We start from the raw sequence: 21,402 nt of genomic DNA, 5'->3' as shown, positions 1-21,402 counted from the left end.
GTCGCGGGGTGTCAGGTGGAAGATCTTGATGATGTGCTGTTTGAACAGGCCTCATCGCGGGCAAGCCCGCTCCCACAGTGGACAATAGCGCACACAAACTCTGCGTTCACCGCAAAACCTGTGGGAGCGGGCTTGCCCGCGATGAGGTTCTCACAGGCAATAAAAAAGCGCGGCCTGAGCCGCGCTTTTCATTCACCGCAAAGCCTTACTGCGCTTTGCTGTCGGTGCTTGCTGCTGGAGCCGGAGCAGCAGCAGGTTTCGCCGCAGGCTTCTTCGCCGGTTCAGCCTTTTTCGCCGCAGGCTTGGCCGGGGCCTTCTTCGCCTCGGTTTTCGCTGCAGGCTTCTTCGCCGCAGGCTTGGCTGGCGCTTTCTTCGCCGGCTCGGCCTTCACCGGAGCGGCTGGTTTCGGCGCTTCCACCGGAGCTGGCGCAGGGGCTGGAGCCGGTACAGGCGCCGGAGCCGCTGGCGCTGGAGCCGGCTCAGGTGCCTTCACTGGCTCTGGCTTCTTCTCGTCATCCGAACCGCCAAACAGGTTGCTGAAGAAGTTGCCCTTCTTCGCCGCCACGGCACCCGCCGCGCCTGCCGCTGCTGCGGCCGGAACCACTTTGACCGGCTCAAACGACTTGCCGGCCGCCAGGTCTTCAACCTGACTGGCCGCACGCTGACCGGTGCGCAGCGCGCCTTCCAGCGTGCCCGGGTACAAGGTGTCGGTGTGTTCGCCGGCAAACGTTACACGTTGCAGTGGGCGCTCCCACATGCGCCAGAACTTGCTGATCTGGCCCGGGCCGTAAGCCAGGTAGGCGCCGCCCATCGACGGGTCGGTGCTGTAGCGGCGGATTTCATAACCGGTGAACGAGCCACGGGCCTGTGGATAAAACGCGTGCAGACGGATCAGCACCTGATCGACCATCTGCTTGTCGCCGAACGCCTGCATCACACGGGCATTGTCGCCGGAGAGGTTGATCACCACGTTGGCGCCGCCCTTCAGCGCCGGCTCGATCCAGAGCATGCCCAGACCTGCGTTGCTGTAGATCTCACCGGACATGCGCGCCTTGCTTTCCCACACCGGCGTCTTGAACTTGAGCATGATCTGGTCGCGCCAGCCGTAGTTGGTGCCCTTGATCGCGGCCAGGTGCTGAGCGTCCAGTGCCGGGGTCAGCGCAATCTTGTTCAGCGCACGCAGCGGCACGGCCAGCACCACGTAGTCAGCCTGGTAGCCAACACTGCCGACCTTGACGGTCACGCCGTCCTTGTCCTGAGTGATCGCGGAAACCGGCGAGTTGGTCTTGATGGTCTTGATCTGTTTGACGAACGCCTGGGCCAATACCTGGCTGCCGCCGACCAGACGCGAGGCGCGCAGGTCACGGTCGGAGACGCCGCGATACACGCGGTTCTGCTGGGCGAAATACAGCAGCGACAGACGCGAAGGCTCGTCGTAATGGGTGCGGATGTCCTGGTTGATCAACTGACGCGCGGTGGCCGGCAGATTCTGCTTGTCGAGCCAGCTCGACACGTTGATCTGGTCCAGCGCATGCAGCGTGTTGGTCGCGGCCGGGTTCTGCGGGTCGTCGATCGAGCGCGCCAGATCGTCGAGGGTTTTCTGGTAGCGCTTCAAGGCATCGGCGGTCGCCGGTTGCTTGGTCGCCAGATCGGCAGCGGAAAAATACTCGCCGTCGATCAGATAACCCGGTGTGCGCACGAATTCAGGGGCCGGCGTGGTGCTCAGCTTGAAGGTCGAGACGTACTTGTTCAGCACCGGCTGGGTCTTGTCGTTGCCGATCCACTCGCTGGTGGCCATGCCCGAGCGACCGCCAAGGCTCGGTTTGGCTTCCAGCAGGGTGACCTGCCAACCCTTGTTTTGCAGCTCGTAAGCTGCGGTCAGGCCCGACAGGCCGCCGCCGATCACGATTGCGGTTTTATCCTTCGCCAGCGCCGTAACGCTGAACAGCCCCAACATCACCAGCGCACAGGCGCGCAGCCAACCGACAGACATTCAGCGAACTCCGGAAATACACGTAGGAAAAAGCAGTTTTGCGGGTCAGACGACCCAAAGAACCGCGAAGAATACGTCAGCCATCAAAACGCCGCCAGCGACGTCTATCGGCCCATACAAAGTAGCTCAATCGACGCAATGGGTTGTCCCGGCGCGATGCATTGCATAGGCTTGCGCGATTGTTTGCCCGCGCCTGACGCGAGCCGCCTCGAGGAGACTGTAAATGGGCCTGAATAACCAGTGGATGCAACGCGACCTCGCGGTGTTGTGGCATCCCTGCACCCAGATGAAAGACCACGAACAGCTGCCGCTGATCCCGATCAAACGCGGCGAAGGCGTCTGGCTCGAAGACTTCGAAGGCAAGCGCTACCTCGACGCCGTCAGCTCCTGGTGGGTCAACGTGTTCGGCCACGCCAACCCGCGCATCAACCAGCGCATCAAGGATCAGGTCGATCAGCTGGAACACGTGATTCTCGCCGGTTTCAGCCATCAACCGGTGATCGAACTGTCCGAACGTCTGGTGAAGATGACCCCGGAAGGCCTGAACCGGGTGTTCTACGCCGATAACGGTTCGTCCTGCATCGAAGTCGCGCTGAAAATGAGCTTTCACTACTGGCTCAACCGCGGCCAGCCGAACAAGAAGCGCTTCGTCACCCTGACCAACAGCTACCACGGCGAAACCATGGCAGCGATGGCGGTCGGCGACGTGCCGCTGTTCACCGAGACCTACAAAGCGCTGCTGATGGACACCATCAAGGTGCCAAGCCCGGATTGCTACCTGCGCCCCGAAGGCATGAGCTGGGAAGAGCATTCACGCAACCTGTTCGCCGCCATGGAACAAACCTTGGCAGAACATCATGACAGCGTTGCGGCAGTCATCGTCGAGCCGTTGATTCAGGGTGCCGGCGGCATGCGCATGTATCACCCGGTGTACCTCAAGCTGCTGCGCGAGGCCTGCGACCGATATGGCGTGCACCTGATCCACGACGAAATCGCCGTTGGCTTCGGCCGTACCGGGACCATGTTCGCCTGTGAGCAGGCCGGCATCCGCCCGGACTTCCTCTGCCTGTCCAAGGCCCTGACCGGCGGCTACCTGCCACTGGCGGCGTGCCTGACCACCGACGAGGTCTACAGCGCGTTCTACGACGACTACCCGACCCTGCGCGCCTTCCTCCATTCGCACAGCTACACCGGCAACCCGCTGGCCTGTGCGGCGGCGCTCGCGACGCTGGATATCTTCGAGCAAGACAACGTCATCGAAAACAACCAGGCCCTGGCCCGGCGCATGGCCTCGGCCACTGCGCATCTGGTCGATCACCCGAACGTGTCCGAAGTGCGCCAGACCGGCATGGTCCTGGCGATCGAGATGGTCAAGGATAAAGCCACCAAAGAGGCCTACCCTTGGCAGGAACGCCGTGGCCTGAAGGTGTTCCAGCATGCGCTGGAGCGCGGCGCGTTGCTGCGCCCGCTGGGCAGTGTGGTGTATTTCCTGCCGCCGTACGTGATCACCCCGGAGCAGATCGACTTCCTCGCCGAAGTCGCCAGCGAAGGCATCGACATCGCCACCCGTGACAGCGTCAGCGTCGCGGTGCCAAAAGATTTCCACCCCGGTTTCCGTGATCCGGGCTAAGCCTTCGCTTTGCCCCCTGTGGCGAGGGAGCTTGCTCCCGCTGGAGGCCGAAGGACTCCCTATCCCGAGCGATGCGGTATTACAGACATACCGCGCTGACAGGATTTGCGACTGCTGCGCAGCCGAGCGGGACGGTGCGACGATTCGACAAGCTCCCTCGCCACAAAAGCAAGACATCAGTAAGCCATCACTCTGAGCCAATTTTTAGAGACCCACCATGAGACTGTCCCGCTTCTTTATCGACGCCCCCCTGAGCACTGGCGAACACGAACTGCCGGAAGCCCAGGCGCATTACATCAGCCGCGTGCTGCGCATGGCCGAGGGCGATGCGGTGCAGTTGTTTGACGGTTCCGGCCATGAGTTTCGCGGCTCGCTGGTGGAAGTCGGCAAGAAACGCGTCGTCGTGCAGATCGACGAGCAGTTAGCCGGACAGATTGAATCGCCGCTGCAGATCCACCTCGGCCAAGGCCTGTCCCGGGGCGAACGGATGGACTGGGCGATCCAGAAAGCCACCGAGCTGGGCGTGACGGAAATCACCCCGATCTTCAGCGACCGCTGCGAAGTGCGCCTGAAGGACGAACGCGCCGACAAACGCCTGCTGCACTGGCGTCAGGTGGCGATCAGCGCCTGTGAGCAGTGCGGTCGTTCGCGGGTGCCGGTGATTCATCCGCCGGTGTTGTTGGCGGACTGGATCAAGCAGACCGAAGCCGAACTGAAACTGGTGCTGCACCCGGTGGCCGAGCCGTTGGTCAGCCATGCCAGACCGGCGACGCTGGCGTTTCTGATCGGGCCGGAGGGTGGTTTGTCAGATGCCGAGGTCGAGCAGGCCAAGGGCAACGGCTTCCATGCCGCACGCCTTGGGCCGCGGGTGCTGCGCACCGAGACCGCGCCGGTGGTTGCACTGGCGGTGGCCCAGCAGCTTTGGGGTGACTTCTAGGGCCCCATCGCTGGCAAGCCAGCTCCCACAGGAATGAGGTTGGAACACGCTGATGTGTTCAACATAAAAACCTGTGGGAGCTGGCTTGCCAGCGATTGGCAGCAACTCGGTCTACAAGACATAAAACAGAATCGCCACAAAGTGCAGCAGACTCCCGGCGATCACAAACAGATGCCAGATCCCGTGCGCATGCCGTAACCGGTGATCCAGGGCAAAGAAGATGATGCCCACGGTGTACAGCACCCCGCCCGACGCCAGCCAGGCAAAGCCTGCCGTGCCCAGCGCTGCGATCAACGGCTTGACCGCCACCAGCACGATCCAGCCCATCACTGCGTAGATCACGATCGACAGGATCCGCGCCTCCGAGCGTGGCTTGATCTCTTGCAAGATGCCGATCAGCGCCAGCCCCCAGACAATCCCGAACAGCGTCCAGCCCCACGGTCCGCGCAGCGTCACCAGACAAAACGGCGTGTAACTGCCGGCGATCAGCAGGTAGATCGAAAAGTGATCGACCTTCTTCATGATCGCTTTCTTGCGCCCGCGCACGCTGTGGTACACGGTCGAGGCGCTGTAGAGCACCAGCAAGGTAAAGGCGTAGATCGCCACGCTGACAATTTTCCACGGACTGCCGTCGAGGCTGGCAATCACCAGCATCCACACGCCGCCGATAAATGCGGCCACTGCCCCGACCAGATGCGTCCAGGCGTTGAGTTTTTCCCCGTGATACATGTGTCGCTCACCTCGTTATTCGTTACCGCAGCGCGCAAGGCTCGGGCCTTGAGCGTAAAAGCGCAATGTTTCTGTTCAAAGCCAGGATCAAAAGATCGCAGCCTGCGGCAGCTCCTACAGGAAGATCGCATTCCACAGGTAGGAGCTGCCGAAGGCTGCGATCTTTTGATCTTCAAGGCACAATCGACGCATTCTAAAAAGAGTCCGCGCCATGCTGATCGACGAAGAATTGACCCTGAAAAAACTCGAGGTGTTCCTCGCCTTCATGCGCACCGGCAACCTGGCGCGCGCCGCTGTCGAGTTGCAGACCAGCAATGTCAGCGTGCACCGGGCGATCCATTCGCTGGAAAGCGCCCTGCGCTGCCCGCTGTTCAAGCATGAAGGGCGCAACCTGACGCCACTGGAAAGCGCCTACGTGCTCGAAGAGCGCGCGCAGAAACTGATTCAGGACGTGGTCGAAAGCGTGCGCCTGACCCGCGAAGCCGCCGGGTTCTCCGCTGAACGCTTCAAGCTCGGCTCGCTGTATTCGCTGACGGTGAAAACCGTACCGCAGTTGATCATGGGCCTGAAGATCCGCCGCAGCGAACTCAACATCGACCTGATTCTCGGCTCGAATATCGACCTGCTCTACAAGCTGAAGAACATGGAAGTCGACGCGATCCTGGTGTCGCTGGACGACACGGTCAGCGACCCGGACTGCGAGCAGATCCCGCTGTTTTCCGACGACATTTTCCTCGCCACGCCGGCAGATTCAAGATTCGCCCAGCGTCAGGAAGTCGATCTGGCTGAAGTGCGCGATGAAACCTTCATCACCCTGACCCAGGGCTTCGCCACCCATCAGGACGGCATTCGGGTGTTCAAACAGGCGGGGTTCGAGCCGAAGGTAGCGATGCAGGTCAACGACATCTTCACCCTGCTGAGCATGGTCAGCTCGGGGGTGGGTTATGCGTTGCTGCCAGGAAGGATTGCGGCGGTGTACGAGAACCGGGTGAAGCTGATTCCGTTGCAGGAGAAGTACCGGTTGCAGCAGCACATTGGCGTGGTGTTCTTGAAGGCCAAGGAGCGTGATCCAAATCTGCTGGCGTTGCTGGCGGAGTGTCGGATGTATGCCAATCGCCAGGCTTGAGACCCTGTGGCGAGGGAGCTTGCTCCCGCTCGGGTGCGCAGCACCCGCAAATCAGACCACCGGGTGTGTCTGATACACCTCAGTGGTTGAAGTTGGGGCTGCTGCGCAGCCCAGCGGGAGCAAGCTCCCTCGCCACAAAAACACTCGGCAATCAGCCCACAATCCCGCGAACAATGAAGAACAGCAGCGAAGGCCCCAGCAAGCACCCAAGCCCGGTGTGGAACGTCGCCGTCAACGCCCCATAAGGCACCAACCGCCGATCCGTCGCCGCCAGCCCCGCGGTAACCCCACTCACCGTCCCGGCCAGACCACCGAACACCATCGCCGAGCGTGGGTTATCCAGGCCCATCCAGCGCGCCGCGACCGGCGTGCCGACCATCACCAGAATCGCCTTGATCAACCCGGTGGCAATCGACAACGCCATCACATCCGAGGTCGCGCCAATCGCCGCGCCGGTCACCGGGCCGACGATGTAAGTCACCGCACCGGCGCCGATGGTGGTCATGCTCACCGCATCGCGATAACCGAAAGCCCAGGCCATGCACGCGCCGACAATGAACGGCAGGATCGTACCAAGCAACAGCGCAATCACGCCGATCAACCCGGCCTTCTTCGCTTCGGTCGCCTGCACTTCGAACGCCGTGGCGACGATCGCGAAATCCCGCAGCATCGCCCCGCCCATCAGACCGATGCCGGAGAACAGCGTCAGATCCGCCAGGCCTTTCTGGCCGCCGGTCAGGGTGCCGCCGACCCAGGCCAGCACCAGACCGATGACGATGGCAATGGCCGAGCCGTGAATGCGCCCGAAGGTCAGACGTTTGGAGAGAATCACCGAGACCCACATGATCACACCGACGAAGGCGAACGCGGTGATCAGGCCGTTGTGTTCCAGACCGTTTTCAATGAGTGCCCACATGTCAGCGACCTCCTACCGGGGTGCCGACCGGGGTGACTTCCACCGGTTCGTCGGGCAACGGTTCGCCCTTGTGGGTGCGGCTGATCAGAGCAATGGTGCAGCCACACACCACCACCGATCCGATGGCCGCCAGCACCGCCACCGGGCCGCCGTGCAGGGCGGTGACGACGTTCTGTTGCGCGGCCATCGCCACCACCACCGGAATGTACATCGCGCCCCAGAAGCCGACGCCCATCTCGCAATCCTTGGTCATGCCGCCGCGTTTCTGCATCCACAACCGCGCGCAGATCAGCAGGATCATGGCGATGCCGACCCCGCCGACGTTGGATTTGACGCCCAGCAACACGCCGAGCATGTCACCCATGATCACCCCTGCCAGCGTACAGATCGCCAACAGCGCCACACCGTAAATAATCATTGTTGTAGTCCTCAAAGTGCATCGTCGAATGTTGTTTTTGTTGTTCGAAGCCTGAGTCGCGGCGGTTTAGGGTCGGCGATTTCCCTCCTCACGCAACAGCGCCTGCAAGGTGTCCAGACGCGCACCGTCAAAGGCAGTGACCGTGCCCGATTCGAACGCCCGGCGCGCCAGCCCGGTCAGCACCGCACCGGGCGGCAGTTCGATTTGTAAACGTACGCCGCGCTCGTAAGCGCTTTGCACGGTGCCGCGCCAGTCCACCACGCGGCACATGTTGAACGCGAGATCGTCGCGCAGGGCGTCAGTCTTGATCAGCGGACGCGCGCGACTGCCACTCAGGTAAGCGATTTTCGGGGTCTTCAGTGCAACCTTGGCAAAGGCTTCGGCGAGGGTTTGCGCCGGTGCCTCCAGCAACGGACAGTGCGATGGCACACTCACCGCCAGGCGTTTGGCCAGACCGGCGCCCTGACTGCGCGCCAGCTCCGCCACCGCTTGCATCGCCGCGTCGCTGCCGGCAATCACCACCTGGTTATCGGAATTGATGTTGGCCAGATACACCGGCGACTCCACGCTGTGCACCTGCGCCAGCAGCGTTTCGACGGTGGATAATTGCAGACCGATGATTGCGGTCATGCCATAGCCCTGTGGATAAGCTTGCTGCATCAACTCGCCACGCAGACTGACCAGATGCAGCGCATCGCTGAAACTCAAGGCCCCGGCGCCCACCGCTGCCGGGTACGCACCGATGGACAGGCCGGCGACGTAATCCGCCGTGAGTCCGTCCTGTAGCAACTGCCGCGAGGCAGCGACCCCAGCGATCAACAGACACAGCTGAACCGCCCGGGTGCTGCGCAACGCATCGGCAGAATCGAGCCGCGCGACATCTTCACCGAGCACGTCGCTGGCCTCGGTCAAGGTCTCCCGAGGCAAACGCTGGAGCATGCCCGGTTGTTGCGCACCCTGGCCGGGGAACACCAACAGGCTGCTCACGCTGCCTGCTCCTGCGGGTTCCACGGATCAACCACCAGACAGGCCTGATGCTGATTTTTCAGCAGCACCCGGGCCGAACCGCTGGCCCATTCGCGCAGCGCCACTGCACCGAACGGCGTCTGCAATTGCATATCCACTCGGCACACAGCCTGATCGAAACGCTCGACCAGTTTGCGAGCCTGATTACGAGTGATCAGTTGCGGTGTACGCAGAATCAGATCGAGATCGCTGGCCGCGTGCATCGCTCTAAAACCACTGGCCAATTCAAACCCGACACTGCCGCTGACACCCCAGACCCAACCGCAGTCATCAAGCATTGGGCGCAGTTGTTTGAGCGCCTGCATCACTGGCAAATCGCGCTCGCAACCGACATGACAAAGCGCTTCCGGACTGACCCGACGCACTATCGCATCAAGGCTCAGGAACGCCGCCAGCCGCTGCTCACGCACCACACCGCGCACGCCCACCGCCACAAAACCTTCAGCGCTCACCGCCCGCCGCACCACCACCGGTTGCCCGGCAGCCAGCGACTCGATCGCCCACTGCGGCGCACCCGCCGGCAGCTGCGCCGGGGTCATGCCCCACAGAAGATCGTGGGCCAGTGGCAGGTTCACCACTGCGCCCTCAACAGTTCGCGCACGCGGCTGGAGGCTTGGCGATTTTTTGCGCCGAGACGATTGCTCAAGTCAGTGCTGGCGATATCGCCGATGGCCTGTTTCAGGCACTCGGTCACCCGCGCCAGATCCTCCGCCGTCGGCTGTTCGATCTGCTGCACCGACAAGGTTTCCCAGAGCAATCCGAGGCTGGCGTAGCTGTCGATGTCATAGGCCATCGGCGGCACGCTGGCGGCCAGTGCTTCCAGCTCCTCGACACTGCGCAAAGTCACCCGCGCCGCCGAGGCCTTGCCCATCGCATGCACCATCACCCCGGGATCGCGCAGGGCAATCAAGCGGTTGGCCTGATAACCGTGAGCGAGAAACGCACCGGACATGGCCTTGCCCACCAGCAGCGCAATCACCGGATGCCCGGCCAGACGTGCGCGGGCATAACTGTCCGCCGCACCGGCCAGCGCTTGATGAATGCCGAGGGCTTCTTCGCGACGACCGTAAGCCTGGCTCGGCACATCGACGATAGCGATGATCGGGCGTTTCTGTGTTTTGTCGCGGTCGGCAGTGATCACGTCATCCACAGCCTTGGCCAGGCCCCAGCCTTCGAGCAAACCGACTTCGCCGTTGCGAGCCCGTGGGAAACGGTTGTCGGGGTCAACGACCACCGCAATAAAGCGTCCAAGTTCGCCATCGGCCACTTGCAACGATGGCGGCAAACCTTCTACGGCTTTCGCGCCCGCGCTCAGGGCGTTGAACCAGTTCAAACCGCGCACGGAATAACCACTCATGAGCGCTCTCCTTGATACAGATCGCGAACCACCGACGGTTCGATTTGCTTATCGGTGTCCAGGCTCGCCAGACGTTGCAGGAACCATTCGGCGCGCTGACTGCGCGGCTGAGCAGGCAAGCCTTGTTGCAACAACTCGCCCACCTGCTGACGAATCTGCGCCACATCATCGGCGACGTAACGATCCACCAAGCTGCTAGCGAAACGCTGCTCGCCGCCGGTCAGGCTCCAGATGAAGGGCCGGTCGCGGGAGTCGTACTCTTCGATCCCGGCTTCCTGCTCAATCACTTGGGGGCCGTTGAGGCCGAGGCGCGCTTCCTGAGTCACCAGCAAATAGCTGCACAGCGCAGCGGCAATCGACATGCCGCCGAAACAACCAACGCTGCCCGCCACCACACCGACAACTGGTTGGTACTGCTGCATATCGACAATCGCCGCATGAATATCGGCAATCGCCGCCAGCCCGAGATTGGCTTCCTGCAAGCGCACGCCACCGGTTTCCAGCAGCAACACGGCGCGGGTCGGAATGCCTTTGCGGTTATCTTCGGCGGCCAGTTCCAGCGCGCCGGCAATCTTCGCCCCGCCGACTTCGCCGAGGCTGCCGCCCTGAAACGCGCCTTCGATGGCGGCGATCACCACCGGCAAACCGTCGAGGCTGCCCTTGGAAATCACCACGCCGTCATCGGCTTGCGGCACCACGCCCTGACGCTCCAGCCATGGCGACATCACCCGTTGAAACGGGTCGAGCAATTCACGGAAGGTCCCGGCATCGAGCAAGGCTTTCGCCCGTTGCCGTGCACCGAGTTCGACGAAGCTGTGCTTGTGCAACAGCGCTGCGCTGTCAGTCATGGCCGATCTCCTCGAAACCTTGTTCCAGACGCAGACGCACCACCCCCGGCGTGGCGCCGAAATCGTGGATATCGATGGCCATCGCCGGTGGCGTGGTGCCGTCGAACATCCGCGCAAACAGATGCTGCCAGCGCTGCTGCGCACCGTTGACCGAGGTCTGCACATTGATCGTCAGCTTGCCGGCCAGCCCCGGTTCGATCAGCACTTCCAGATCGCCCGAGCCGACACAACCGACCAGCGCCCGCCCGCGTGGCGGCTGCCCGGCGGGGAATTCAAAGGATAAGGTTTCCATCAAAACGCTCCCTGAAGGATGCCGTCGCGCTCGATTCGATCGAGCAGCAGCGTGGCGGCGAGCAAGTCGGCGGCGCCACCGGGCGAGGCATTCAATGCGATGAGTTGTTGATCCAGTTCGTGCAGGCGACGACGCCCGCTGAGGCTGGCGCTGCCGCCAGCGTCGAGCACCGCTTGCGCGCCATGTTGCATGGCCTGCAGACCTTGTTCACCGGCGCGGTAGAGCACGCAGGTGTCGGCCAGATCGGTCATGATTGCCAGCAGCGCATCGAGCCGGGCGTTCTGTTCGCCGTGGCCGCTGGCGCGGCTGCGTTTGAGTTGCGGCAGGCCACGTTGCAGCACGGACGGAAAGCCGAGTTGCGCTTCCTCACGGGCACCGCGTGCGCCGTAACGCAGGGCGACCTGAGCGCCGTGGCTCAGCGGTTTTGGTGCGTAGCGATCATCCAGCAAGGCCAGACGTGCGGCGCGAACAGAGACTGCGTTGGCGCTGGAGGATTTCGGTTCCAGCGCAGCGGCGGTCACCAGTAATCCCAGCGCCCAAATGGCGCCGCGATGGGTATTCACCCCGTTGGTGGTGGCTAGCATGGCTTGCTCGCCTTCGCGACCGATGCGGCCAATCGCTTCGCGCAACGTGGAATCGACTTCGCCGATTTCAACAGCCGCTTCGGCCATTTCCTTGAACGCCGGCCACAACGACAGCGCCGAGGCGTGCATCAAACCCAAGTGCAGATCGGTGTGCGCGCCATTGCCACGCCGATCGACCAGCGCCGGTTTCGGCGACAGATCGGCTTCGTCGATCAGCGCATCCACTGCCAGATCCGCCAGGCGTTCGCTCAGGCTCAGGGGTTTCGCTTGCAGGTTGAGTGCGTGCATTACCAGCTCCTGAACTTGGCGGGCGGGTTGTAGAGGCCACCGGACCACTCGACCAGATCGGCCACGCTTTTCGCCGCCAGCAGTTCGCGGGTGGCGTCGGTGCGGCGGATGCCGAGGTCTTCGGGCAAGGCGATCAGGCCTTCGCGGCGCATGCGTTCGGTGTCTTTCGGGTTGTGGCGCAGACCGATGGCGGTCACGCCGGCCACCGCTGCGATCATCGCCTGACGCTCCTCCAGCGAGCGCGCTTTGTACAGGTAGGCGATGCCTTCTTCGGTGAGCAGGTGGGTAACGTCGTCGCCGTAGATCATGATCGGCGCCAGCGGCATGCCGCTTTTCTTCGCCACTTCCACCGCATCGAGGGTTTCGACGAAGGTCGGTTTGCCGCCCTCCTGGAAGGTCTCGACCATTTGCACCACGAGTTTCTTGCCGCGTTCGAGCATCGGTTGCTGCGCGTCGTCGTGGCGCATGTCGAGCCACGCGGGGGTGCCGTGACGCCGACCGCGCGGGTCGTGGCCCATGTTCGGCGCACCGCCGAAACCGGCGAGGCGACCACGGGTCACGGTCGAGGAATGGCCGTCGCCATCGACCTGCAACGTCGCGCCGATAAACAGATCCACCGCGTATTGCCCGGCGAGTTGGCAGAACATCCGGTTGGAACGCAGCGAGCCGTCGCGGCCGGTGAAGAACACGTCGGGGCGGGCGGCGATGTAGTTTTCCATGCCCAGTTCGGTGCCGAAGCAGTGCACGCTCTCGACCCAGCCGCTCTCGATCGCCGGGATCAGCGTCGGGTGCGGGTTGAGCGTCCAGTTGCGGCAGATCTTGCCCTTGAGGCCGAGGGATTCACCGTAGGTCGGCAGGATCAATTCGATGGCGGCGGTGTTGAAACCGATGCCGTGGTTCAGCGACTGCACGTTGTGTTTTTCGTAGATCCCGCGAATCGCCATCATCGCCATCAACACGTGCACAGGCTTGATGTGCCGCGGGTCGCGGGTGAACAGCGGTTCGATGTAGAACGGCTTGTCCGCCACCACCACGAAATCGACCCATGAGGCGGGGATATCCACGCGCAGCAGTTCGCTGACGTCATCCACCAGTTGGTTGACCTGGACGATGACGATGCCGTCGCTGAAGGCCGCCGGTTCGATCAGTGCCGGGGTGTCTTCGGTGCTGGGGCCGGTGTAGATGTTGCCGGCACGGTCGGCCATGAACCCAGCCGAGAGCACGACGTTGGGGATCAGGTCCACCACCAGCCGCGCGTAGAGTTCGATGTAAGTGTGAATCGCGCCGATTTCCAGCAGGCCGTCTTCGAGCAACTGGCTGATGCGCAGGCTCTGGGTGCCGGCGAAGGAGAAATCGAGCTTGCGGGCGATGCCGCGTTCGAACAGATCGAGGTGCTCGGAGCGACCGACGCTGGGCATGATCATGTGCAGATCATGCAGCTTTTCCGGATCGGCTTTGGCCAGCGAACGGGAAAGGAAATCCGCCTGCTTCTGGTTGTTGCCTTCCAGCACCACCCGGTCGCCGGGATGGATCAACGCTTCAAGCGCGGCGACGATCTTGTCGCTGGGCAACACCACACCGTCGGCCAGCCCGCGCACCTTGTCCAGACGCCGCTGCTTCTCGTCACGCCGCCGCGTCCAGCGCGAGTCGGGGGAAATTGTTGTTGTCATGCTCACTCCACGGGGTTCGCTGTCGTGGAGCCAAGGTAGGCGTGTGAGCGGGGCGCATCAATCAAGCGCGGTGGTGGATCGTTACGGTCAGGGTAACGATCGAGAGCTGCCCTCACCCTAGCCCTCTCCCGGAGGGAGAGGGGACTGATTGGGGGTTGCTCAAGGGATACGCCGACCTGGGAGTGTTGTACTGAATCCGGAATTCACCAGGTTTACCAAATCCATAATCGACTCGGTTTTTCAAGTCGATGTACAACTTCAGACACCTCGGTCGGCCCCCTCTCCCTCCGGGAGAGGGCTGGGGTGAGGGTCGGCTTTTAATCACTCCGTCGGCACCAACCTATCCAACACCCGATTCACCGCCATCTCCGCCACCATCACCACCTGAGCAATGCCCTGCAGCGTCTTGCGGTGCGTGCCTTGCACCAGCGCCGCATGGTTGTTGAGCATGACCGTAGCGGAGCCGAGGGATTCGCTGGCGTCGGCCAGCAGGGATTCGCTGTCGGCTTCAGGATTGACCATATAGAGCGTATTGGGGGTGTAGGGCGTGGCCATGAGGTCGGGTTTTGGCGGGCCGAGGTAATGGTCGAGGGCACGTTCGGCGGCTTCGTGAAATTTCTTTGATTCGGGGGTCTCGTAAGGGGATGCCGTGTCGGTGACCGGCGGGTTTGGCGTTACTTTGAACATGGGGATAAACCTCTATTAGGCCGCACCATCCCGCTGCTAAACGATAGGGTGGCGGCTATGCGCAAGTTAGCAGACCGGTCAATCCCCAACCCGGCGCACCCGAAGGTGCCATGCGCACAGCCACCATCAAGCGCAGGCGAATGCCTGACTGGATGAATCTCGTGCACCGGGGAAAGGACAAAGCCGGGCTGCTAAACCCGATCACTGGGAATCAGTGACGCAATCAAGTTACGCAGCCTGCCGAGGGCGCACAAGCCGGCGGATTCTGGTGCATGCGTAGGCAGCGGCGCAAGGATTTGTAGGCTGTTGAGGCGTAACACTGGGTGTCTTTAAACAGCTGTGCAGGAAGGTGTTTATTGCGCCGTAGAGATTGAGGATTTGCCTGTAAGAATTTGCTGACTCAACTGGCCCTATCGCCGGCAAGCCAGCTCCCACAGGGTTTTGGGTGATTCACAAAATCCGAATACGGCTCGGACACTGTGGGAGCTGGCTTGCCAGCGATGAGGCCAGTCAAAGCACCACAAAACTCTAAATCAGTGAACCAGCCCAGCCTCCACCAACAACTGCTCCAACCCCAACAAATCCGGCACCTTGGCCACCTGCTCCCCGACCTGCACCGCCGCCTGCTCCAGCGCACACAACGGCACATCGACATAACTCAACTGACTGTCGAGCTTGTACGAGCGCGGAATCCCCTGCACCAGCAGCGCAATGAATTTCAGCTGCGGCAAACCACCAAGGGCATTGAGGATGACGATCCGCGCGCGTTCGCCGATGACGATTTTCTGCCCACAGGCGGACTCGAAACTCAGCAGCGGAATCTGTCGCTCACGCCAGCTCACCCGCCCCAGGTACCACGGCGGTGTGTCCAGATCGAAGGCGCTGGCCTGGTAGTCGATAAGCTCGGCCACGGCGACGTTGGGCAGGATCAGACTGCGGTCGGCCAGTGGCAGCAGCAGGCCGGTGAGTTGGCTGGTGCGCGCGTTGTGGCGGCGCTCATGCATGTTTCTTGCTCCAGTGGGCAATGCTTTCGAGCAGCACCGATTCCTGATACGGCTTGCCGAGGTAGTCGTTGACGCCGATGGCCATCGCGCGGTCGCGGTGTTTCTGCCCGGTGCGCGAGGTGATCATGATGATCGGCAGGTGTTGCAGGCGTTCATCGTTGCGCACTTGGGTAGCGACTTCGAAGCCGTCCATGCGCGGCATTTCGATGTCGAGCAGCATCAGGTCGGGCATGTGCTCTTCGAGCAGCAGCATGGCATCGACACCGTCCTTGGCAGTCAGCACGTTCATGCCGTGGCGTTCGAGCAAACGGCTGGTGACCTTGCGCACGGTGACCGAGTCATCGACCACCAGCACCAGCAGTGGTTTCTGCGGTTCGCTATCGATTTCCGCATGGGCCGGACGCTGCGCAACCCGCGCCTGCATCGCGCGGATCGGTGCGAGCAAGTCAAGAATCAGCACCACCCGGCCATCGCCAAGAATCGTCGCCCCGGACACGCCCTGCACCGCCGCGAACTGCGGACCGAGGCTCTTGACCACGATCTCGCGAGTGCCGGCCATCGCATCGACCTGCACCGCGATGTGCCGGTCATTGCACTGCACCAGCAGCACCGGCAACGGCAGGCTCTGGCCAAGCAATTTGGGGCGTGGCGCGGTTTTCAGCAGTTCGCCCAGATAGCACAACTCATAGCGCTGGCCGGCGTAGTGGTAGCTCGGCGGATCGTTGCGGTAGTGCCCTTCCAGATCATTCGGCAGCACGCGGACGATGCCTTCGATGGTGTTCAGCGGAATCGCGTATTGATCCTCGCCGCACTGCACCATCAGCGCGCGGTTGACCGACACGGTGAACGGCAGACGAATACGGAAATGCACGCCCTGCCCCGGCACCGAGTCGATGCTCATGGTGCCGCCGAGCTGACGGACTTCTTCGTGAACCACGTCCATGCCGACGCCGCGCCCGGAGATCTGGGTGATCTTTTCCGCCGTGGAAAACCCCGGCTGCAGGATGAATTGCAGCACGTCGCGGTCGCTGAGTTCGGCGTCCGGTGCGAGCAGACCACGCTTGATCGCCTTGCGCCGCACCGCTTCCAGCGGCACCCCGGCGCCATCGTCGCGAATATCGAAAACGATGTCGCCGCCCTCGCGGGTCAGGTCGAGGGTGATCGTGCCCTGCGCCGGTTTGCCCGCCGCCAGCCGCACTTCGGCTGACTCTAGACCATGGTCGACGGCGTTGCGCAGCATGTGCTCCAACGGCGCAACCATGCGCTCCAGCACATTGCGATCCATCTCGCCTTCGGCGTTGCCGATGATGAACGCGACGTCTTTGTTCAGCTCTTCGGCGACCTGCCGCACGATGCGTTTGAGGCGCGGCAGCATGCGTTCGAATGGCACCATGCGCGTGCGCATCAGGCCTTCCTGCAATTCGGTGTTGATCCGCCCCTGTTGTTGCAACAGGTTTTCGGCGTCGTGATTGCGGCGGTCGAGGGTTTCCTTGAGATCGAGCAAGTCGGAGGCGGACTCGAACAGCGCCCGCGACAGTTGCTGCAACTGCGAATGACGGTCCATTTCCAGCGGGTCGAATTCTTCGTAACCAAGGCGTTCGGCATCGACTTGCTGACGGCTGAGGATCCGTCCCTGGGTTTCGGTGTCGAGTCGGCGCAACTGATCTCGCATGCGTTCGATGGTGGTTTCCATCTCGTTCAGCGCGGTTTGCGCATCGCTGACTTGCTGCTCGATACGTCCACGGAAAATCGAGGTTTCGCCGGCCAGATTGACCAAGTCATCGAGCAGTTCGGCGGAGACCTTGACCATGTCCGCGCCGGCATCAGCTGCGGGTGTTGCGGGCTCGGTTTTGGCCGGAAGCGGCAACGACGGCGGCGTGTCCGGGGTCGCCGGGTGGCTGAAATTCTGGATCGCATTGATCAGCCGATCCGCCGGCGGGCATGGCTGCCCGGCGCGCACGCCATCGAGCATCTGCGCCAACCGGTCATGCCCGCGCTGCACCAGCGCGAACAGTTCGGCGGACGGTTGCAGCACGCCGGTGGCGAGGCTTTCGTAAAGGTATTCGAGCTCATGGGCGAGGTCGCCGATCGGGCCGATCTCGACCATCCGCGCACCGCCCTTGAGGGTGTGCAGATCGCGCAGCAGGGTTTCCACTTCCTGGCGATTGCCCGGCTCGGCCTGCCAGCGCTGCAGCGCGGCGCCGGAGTTTTCGATGATGTCGAAACCTTCTTCGAGGAAGATTTCCAGCAGTTCCGGGTCATGTGCAGCGCTGTCATGGTCGGCGGCCGGTTGCGCCGTTTCGGCAGTGGCGGAGGCACCCTGGCGGAACTGGCGGATTGTCTCGATCAGATCCTGCGCCGGGCGCAGTGGTTGATGCGCCTGCAACTGCTCCAGCAACAAGGCCAGGCGATCATGGCCCTTGTGCAGCAAGCGCCCCAGCGCCTCGCTGTGACTGTAGCGACGATCCACCAGCCCTTCGTAAAGTCCTTCCAGCTCATGGGCCAGATCGCCGATGGCATCGACCTCGGCCATTCGCGCACCGCCCTTGAGGGTGTGCAAATCGCGCTGCAAGGACGACAGCGGCGCAGCGTTGTCCGGGTCGCTCAACCAGCGTTGCAAGGCTTGCCCGGCACTGTCGAGGATGTCCACCGCTTCTTCGAGAAAGATCTCGACGATCTCGTCGTCCGGCGCCGTCTCGGCATTGGCGTGGGACAGTTCGGCGGTGGCGGCGCCCAGCTCATGGATGCTCAAGGTACGGCTGCCGTCGCTGCGGATCAGCCCCATCGCCGTCGGGTCGAGGCTTTCATCGAGCAGTTCGTGCAAGGCACGAATGCGCTGCGGCTGCGGGGTGATTTCCTGGCCGGCGGCCAGTTCGTCGAGCATGTTGATCAACGCTTCGTGGGCGTTCTGCGCCTCGTGGAAAAACCGGTCGCTGACCGCCAGGCTGCTTTCTTCGACGGCGCCATAGAGGTCGAGCAAGGCTTCGCACAGCACGTCCACCGGCAGCAGATCGGCGAGGTGTGCGCCTTCGCCGAGGGTGGTCAGTTCATCGAGCAACGCGCTGAGTTCCTGACGCTCGCCGGGGTGCTGCTGCCAGCGCTGCAACAGGCTTTCGGCGTCGAGCAGGATGTCCATGCCCTGGGCGAGGAAGTTGTTGATCAGTTGCGGGTCGCGCTTGATCCGCAGGCCGGTATTGGGTGCGCTGAGGATCGCTTCCAGGCGTTCGGCGAGCAGCGTTTCGGTGCGTTTGATCAGCGACTGCGCACCGACAATCGGCGCCAGCGGATCGTGCTTGAGCTGGCGCAGACCTACGCGGAACAGGCCTTCGGCTTCAAGCAGCAGTTCCACTTCATCCAGATCCAGCGGCAACTGATGCGCCTTGAACTCGCGCGCCAGTTTATCCAGTGGCGCCGCCAGTTCGGCAATCGGCAACACCCCGGCCATCGACGCACTGCCCTTGAGCGTGTGCAGGGCGCGCTGCAATTCGTCGCTGGCCGGCAGCGGCACATGCTCGGCGGCCTGATCGAGGAAGCGGTTGAGGCTGGCGAGGTGGGTTTCGGCCTCGTTGCGGAAAATCTCCAGCAACAGCGGATCGAGGGCGGCCACATCTTCGACGTCTTCGGCCGCCAGTGGCTCGACACCTTTGGCCAGCGCATGCGCGCGGGCCGCCAGTTGATCGACATCGCTGCGCTGACGCTGGCGGTGCGTGGCAAATTCGCTGATCAGTTCCGGCAGCAACAACACCGTGTCAGTGAGCAACTGCTGCACCTGCGCGCCAGGTTCGACGCTGTGTTCCAGCACGCGGTTGAGCAGGTTTTCCACCGCCCAGGCCAGTTCGCCAAGGATCAGCGCACGCACCATACGCCCGCTGCCCTTCAGGGTGTGAAAGGCGCGGCGCAGTTCGGTCAGGGCGGCGCGGTCGTGGGTGTCGGCCGTCCAGCGCGGCAGGTATTCGTGCAGGACTTCAAGCACCTCGTCGGTCTCTTCGAGGAACACTTCGCGCAATTCATCGTCCACCGGCTCCTCATCGGCCGGCGGCGGCATCAGGCTGCCGGGGGTGATCAAGGCCGGCGGGTTGAGCGCCGACACCGGGCTGGCCAATACATCTGCCAGCGACTGCACGGTCTCGGGGTCATCCAGCGCCTGCAGGTCCTGCATCACCAGCGCTTCGCTGGGGCTGAGCACATCGTCGAGCAGCGGCACGTGCGGCTCATGTGGAAAGAACCCCAGACTGGCAAGGCTCTTTTGCGCGACATCCAGCAGTTGTTCATTCGGCGCTTGCGGGTCGTCACTCAGGCGTTCGAGGTAATACTCGAGGCTGGTGATGACGTCGGCCAGATTATCCAGTTGCTGCCAGCCCGGCTGGTGCGGATCGAGCAGCAGGTGTTCGCGGATGAAGCTGTTGCAGGCCTCGACCAGACTCGCCGCCCGGCTCAGCGGAATCATCGCCAGCGCGCCGCGCACCTGAGTCAGCAGTTCCGGCAATGGTTGCAGTTGCTGGCGATCCCAGTCGGCGTCGATGTAATCGACGATCATGTCCTTGGCCTGTTGCAGGCAGATGCGTGCTTCCTTGATCACGATCTGATGGATCTGCGTCAGATCGGTGGTCGGCAGGCGCGCGCCTTCGGGGCTTTCCGGCTCGACGGTGCCGACCATTCCGGCGAGGTTGGCTTCGACGTAGAGCAGCGCGCCGGCCACGTCCATCAGGGTCGCGTCATTCGGTTCACGCTGGCCCTGAGCGAGGCTGAGCACCACCGCCAATTGATCGATGATGACTTTGCGCGGCTGGCCGAAACCGAGCACCGCGAGGGTGTCGGCGATCTGCCGCAACGGCGCCAGCAGGCTCTCCAGGTCGGAGGTGTGCTGACGGTCGCTACGGACGAACAGGTCGAGACGTTCCTTGACCCGCACCAGCTCTTCGCACAGCGCCGCCAGCACCGAGCGCATCGCATCGCGGTCAGGGCCGGCCAGACGCGCACGTTCTTCGTCGACCATCGCGCTGTCGGGCAACGCGTCGTCCAGGGAGTAGCGATCTTTCATGGTCAGCATCTGCCCGGTGGGATGTTCGGCTTTGGCAATATAGAACAGCAGGCTTTTCAGCAGCTCCGGCGGGGGCGGCTGATTGAGGCCGCGCGGGCCTTGTTCGAGCAGGCGCTTGAGCTCTTTGTCGGCGTCCTTGAACAGGCTGCGCAATGCCGGGCTGTTGGCGATGGCGCCTTCGCGCATGCCTTCGACCAGCGCGGAAGCGACCTGCCACAGCGGGCTCAACGGCGCATCGGCGCTGAGCGCTTCGAGGCGCTGGAAGACTTTCGCCAGGTATTCGAGGTGCGTCTGGTCATCCTGCTCGCGCAGCAAACCGACCAGCGCCATTTGCAGCATCTGGCGCAACTTGCGCAATACGTTGGGCAGGTCGGCCGGCTCCAGCGCGGCCAGGGCTTCTGCGCTCAACGGCGGCAAATCCGGCAGTGGCGGGCTGAACAGGCTGGTTTCCGAGAGCAGGCTGTCGCCGCGCGCACTGCGCAGGTCATTGATCAGCGGCAGCACCACCAGCGGCAGATCGCGGCGGGCACTCTGCACCCGATCGAGATAGATCGGCAATTGCCCGAAGGCTTGCAGCAGCAGGTGCAGGGCTTCGTCGCGGTGGCTGACGCGCTCCTGCTGCAGGGCTTGGACCAGATGCTCCATCTCTTCGGCCAGCAACGCCGCGCCGTAGAATTCGACCATCTGCAAACTGCCGTGCACCTGATGAATATAGGCCAGGCACTCATCCAGCCCCGGCGCGGCCTGCGGGTCATCGAGCACGGCTTCAATCGCCTGATGCGCCAGCCTCAGCGTTTCGGCAATTTCACCCTTGACCCATTCGAGGGCCACGTAGTCATGCCGGTCACCCATAACC

The 21,402-nt window shown here is 62.8% G+C and carries 17 protein-coding genes; 3 read left to right on the top strand and 14 right to left on the bottom strand.

Annotation, left to right across the window (positions count from 1 at the left end; all coding sequences use genetic code 11):
- Window positions 1-205 precede the first annotated feature (205 nt).
- The gene (locus tag ACU680_RS16205) at window positions 206-1,993 is read right to left on the bottom strand and encodes a flavin monoamine oxidase family protein (RefSeq protein ID WP_448179959.1); all 1,788 of its coding nucleotides are present in this window, start codon (window positions 1,991-1,993) and stop codon (window positions 206-208) included.
- A 223-nt stretch (window positions 1,994-2,216) separates the two neighbouring features.
- Here ACU680_RS16205 and ACU680_RS16200 point away from each other — a divergent pair, with 223 nt between their 5' ends.
- Entirely contained in the window at window positions 2,217-3,623 is a 1,407-nt protein-coding gene (locus ACU680_RS16200) for an adenosylmethionine--8-amino-7-oxononanoate transaminase (protein WP_024164438.1), read from the top strand.
- Between the two features lie 217 nt (window positions 3,624-3,840).
- The gene (locus ACU680_RS16195; RefSeq protein ID WP_448179958.1) at window positions 3,841-4,560 is read left to right on the top strand and encodes a 16S rRNA (uracil(1498)-N(3))-methyltransferase; all 720 of its coding nucleotides are present in this window, start codon (window positions 3,841-3,843) and stop codon (window positions 4,558-4,560) included.
- A gap of 111 nt (window positions 4,561-4,671) precedes the next feature.
- Here the strand turns inward: ACU680_RS16195 and trhA are convergent, their stop codons facing one another.
- Entirely contained in the window at window positions 4,672-5,289 is a 618-nt protein-coding gene (gene trhA / locus ACU680_RS16190; RefSeq protein ID WP_007964065.1) for a PAQR family membrane homeostasis protein TrhA, read from the bottom strand.
- Window positions 5,290-5,500: 211 nt separating this feature from the next.
- Between trhA and ACU680_RS16185 the strand changes: the two genes are divergently transcribed.
- Window positions 5,501-6,415, top strand: coding sequence for a LysR family transcriptional regulator (locus tag ACU680_RS16185; RefSeq protein ID WP_108184070.1), 915 nt, complete (start codon window positions 5,501-5,503; stop codon window positions 6,413-6,415).
- Between the two features lie 151 nt (window positions 6,416-6,566).
- On the opposite strand, the gene madM is transcribed toward ACU680_RS16185, so the two are convergent.
- The 12 genes from madM to ACU680_RS16125 all read right to left on the bottom strand — a co-directional run bounded on the left by madM (window position 6,567) and on the right by ACU680_RS16125 (window position 21,398).
- On the bottom strand, window positions 6,567-7,331 hold the full coding sequence (gene madM, locus ACU680_RS16180) for a malonate transporter subunit MadM (protein WP_103485191.1): 765 nt from the start codon (window positions 7,329-7,331) through the stop codon (window positions 6,567-6,569).
- A 1-nt stretch (window position 7,332) separates the two neighbouring features.
- On the bottom strand, window positions 7,333-7,749 hold the full coding sequence (gene madL / locus ACU680_RS16175; protein WP_003229065.1) for a malonate transporter subunit MadL: 417 nt from the start codon (window positions 7,747-7,749) through the stop codon (window positions 7,333-7,335).
- A gap of 66 nt (window positions 7,750-7,815) precedes the next feature.
- Window positions 7,816-8,736 (bottom strand): malonate decarboxylase subunit epsilon, encoded by a 921-nt coding sequence (mdcH, locus tag ACU680_RS16170; protein ID WP_448179957.1) that lies wholly within the window; start codon window positions 8,734-8,736, stop codon window positions 7,816-7,818.
- On the bottom strand, window positions 8,733-9,353 hold the full coding sequence (locus ACU680_RS16165) for a malonate decarboxylase holo-ACP synthase (RefSeq protein ID WP_448179956.1): 621 nt from the start codon (window positions 9,351-9,353) through the stop codon (window positions 8,733-8,735). The genes mdcH and ACU680_RS16165 overlap by 4 nt, the downstream gene beginning before the upstream one ends.
- Window positions 9,347-10,132, bottom strand: a complete 786-nt coding sequence (gene mdcE / locus ACU680_RS16160; protein ID WP_448179955.1) for a biotin-independent malonate decarboxylase subunit gamma — start codon at window positions 10,130-10,132, stop codon at window positions 9,347-9,349. Before mdcE ends, ACU680_RS16165 begins: the two co-directional genes overlap by 7 nt.
- A complete protein-coding gene (locus ACU680_RS16155) occupies window positions 10,129-10,980 on the bottom strand; it encodes a biotin-independent malonate decarboxylase subunit beta (RefSeq protein ID WP_448179954.1) in 852 nt (283 codons plus the stop codon). Before ACU680_RS16155 ends, mdcE begins: the two co-directional genes overlap by 4 nt.
- Window positions 10,973-11,272: a malonate decarboxylase subunit delta gene (locus tag ACU680_RS16150; RefSeq protein WP_003229075.1), complete on the bottom strand. Its 300-nt coding sequence runs from the start codon at window positions 11,270-11,272 to the stop codon at window positions 10,973-10,975. The genes ACU680_RS16155 and ACU680_RS16150 overlap by 8 nt, the downstream gene beginning before the upstream one ends.
- Entirely contained in the window at window positions 11,272-12,144 is an 873-nt protein-coding gene (locus tag ACU680_RS16145; protein ID WP_448179953.1) for a triphosphoribosyl-dephospho-CoA synthase, read from the bottom strand. Before ACU680_RS16145 ends, ACU680_RS16150 begins: the two co-directional genes overlap by 1 nt.
- The gene (gene mdcA, locus ACU680_RS16140) at window positions 12,144-13,814 is read right to left on the bottom strand and encodes a malonate decarboxylase subunit alpha (RefSeq protein WP_448179952.1); all 1,671 of its coding nucleotides are present in this window, start codon (window positions 13,812-13,814) and stop codon (window positions 12,144-12,146) included. Before mdcA ends, ACU680_RS16145 begins: the two co-directional genes overlap by 1 nt.
- 321 nt (window positions 13,815-14,135) lie before the next feature.
- A complete protein-coding gene (locus ACU680_RS16135) occupies window positions 14,136-14,501 on the bottom strand; it encodes a DUF6124 family protein (RefSeq protein ID WP_448179951.1) in 366 nt (121 codons plus the stop codon).
- Between the two features lie 533 nt (window positions 14,502-15,034).
- The gene (locus tag ACU680_RS16130) at window positions 15,035-15,505 is read right to left on the bottom strand and encodes a chemotaxis protein CheW (protein ID WP_448179950.1); all 471 of its coding nucleotides are present in this window, start codon (window positions 15,503-15,505) and stop codon (window positions 15,035-15,037) included.
- Window positions 15,498-21,398: an Hpt domain-containing protein gene (locus ACU680_RS16125; protein WP_448180049.1), complete on the bottom strand. Its 5,901-nt coding sequence runs from the start codon at window positions 21,396-21,398 to the stop codon at window positions 15,498-15,500. Before ACU680_RS16125 ends, ACU680_RS16130 begins: the two co-directional genes overlap by 8 nt.
- Window positions 21,399-21,402 lie beyond the last annotated feature (4 nt).

Source organism: Pseudomonas sp. LF020 (genome assembly GCF_053456425.1).
This window is presented reverse-complemented; position numbering and strand designations above follow the sequence as displayed.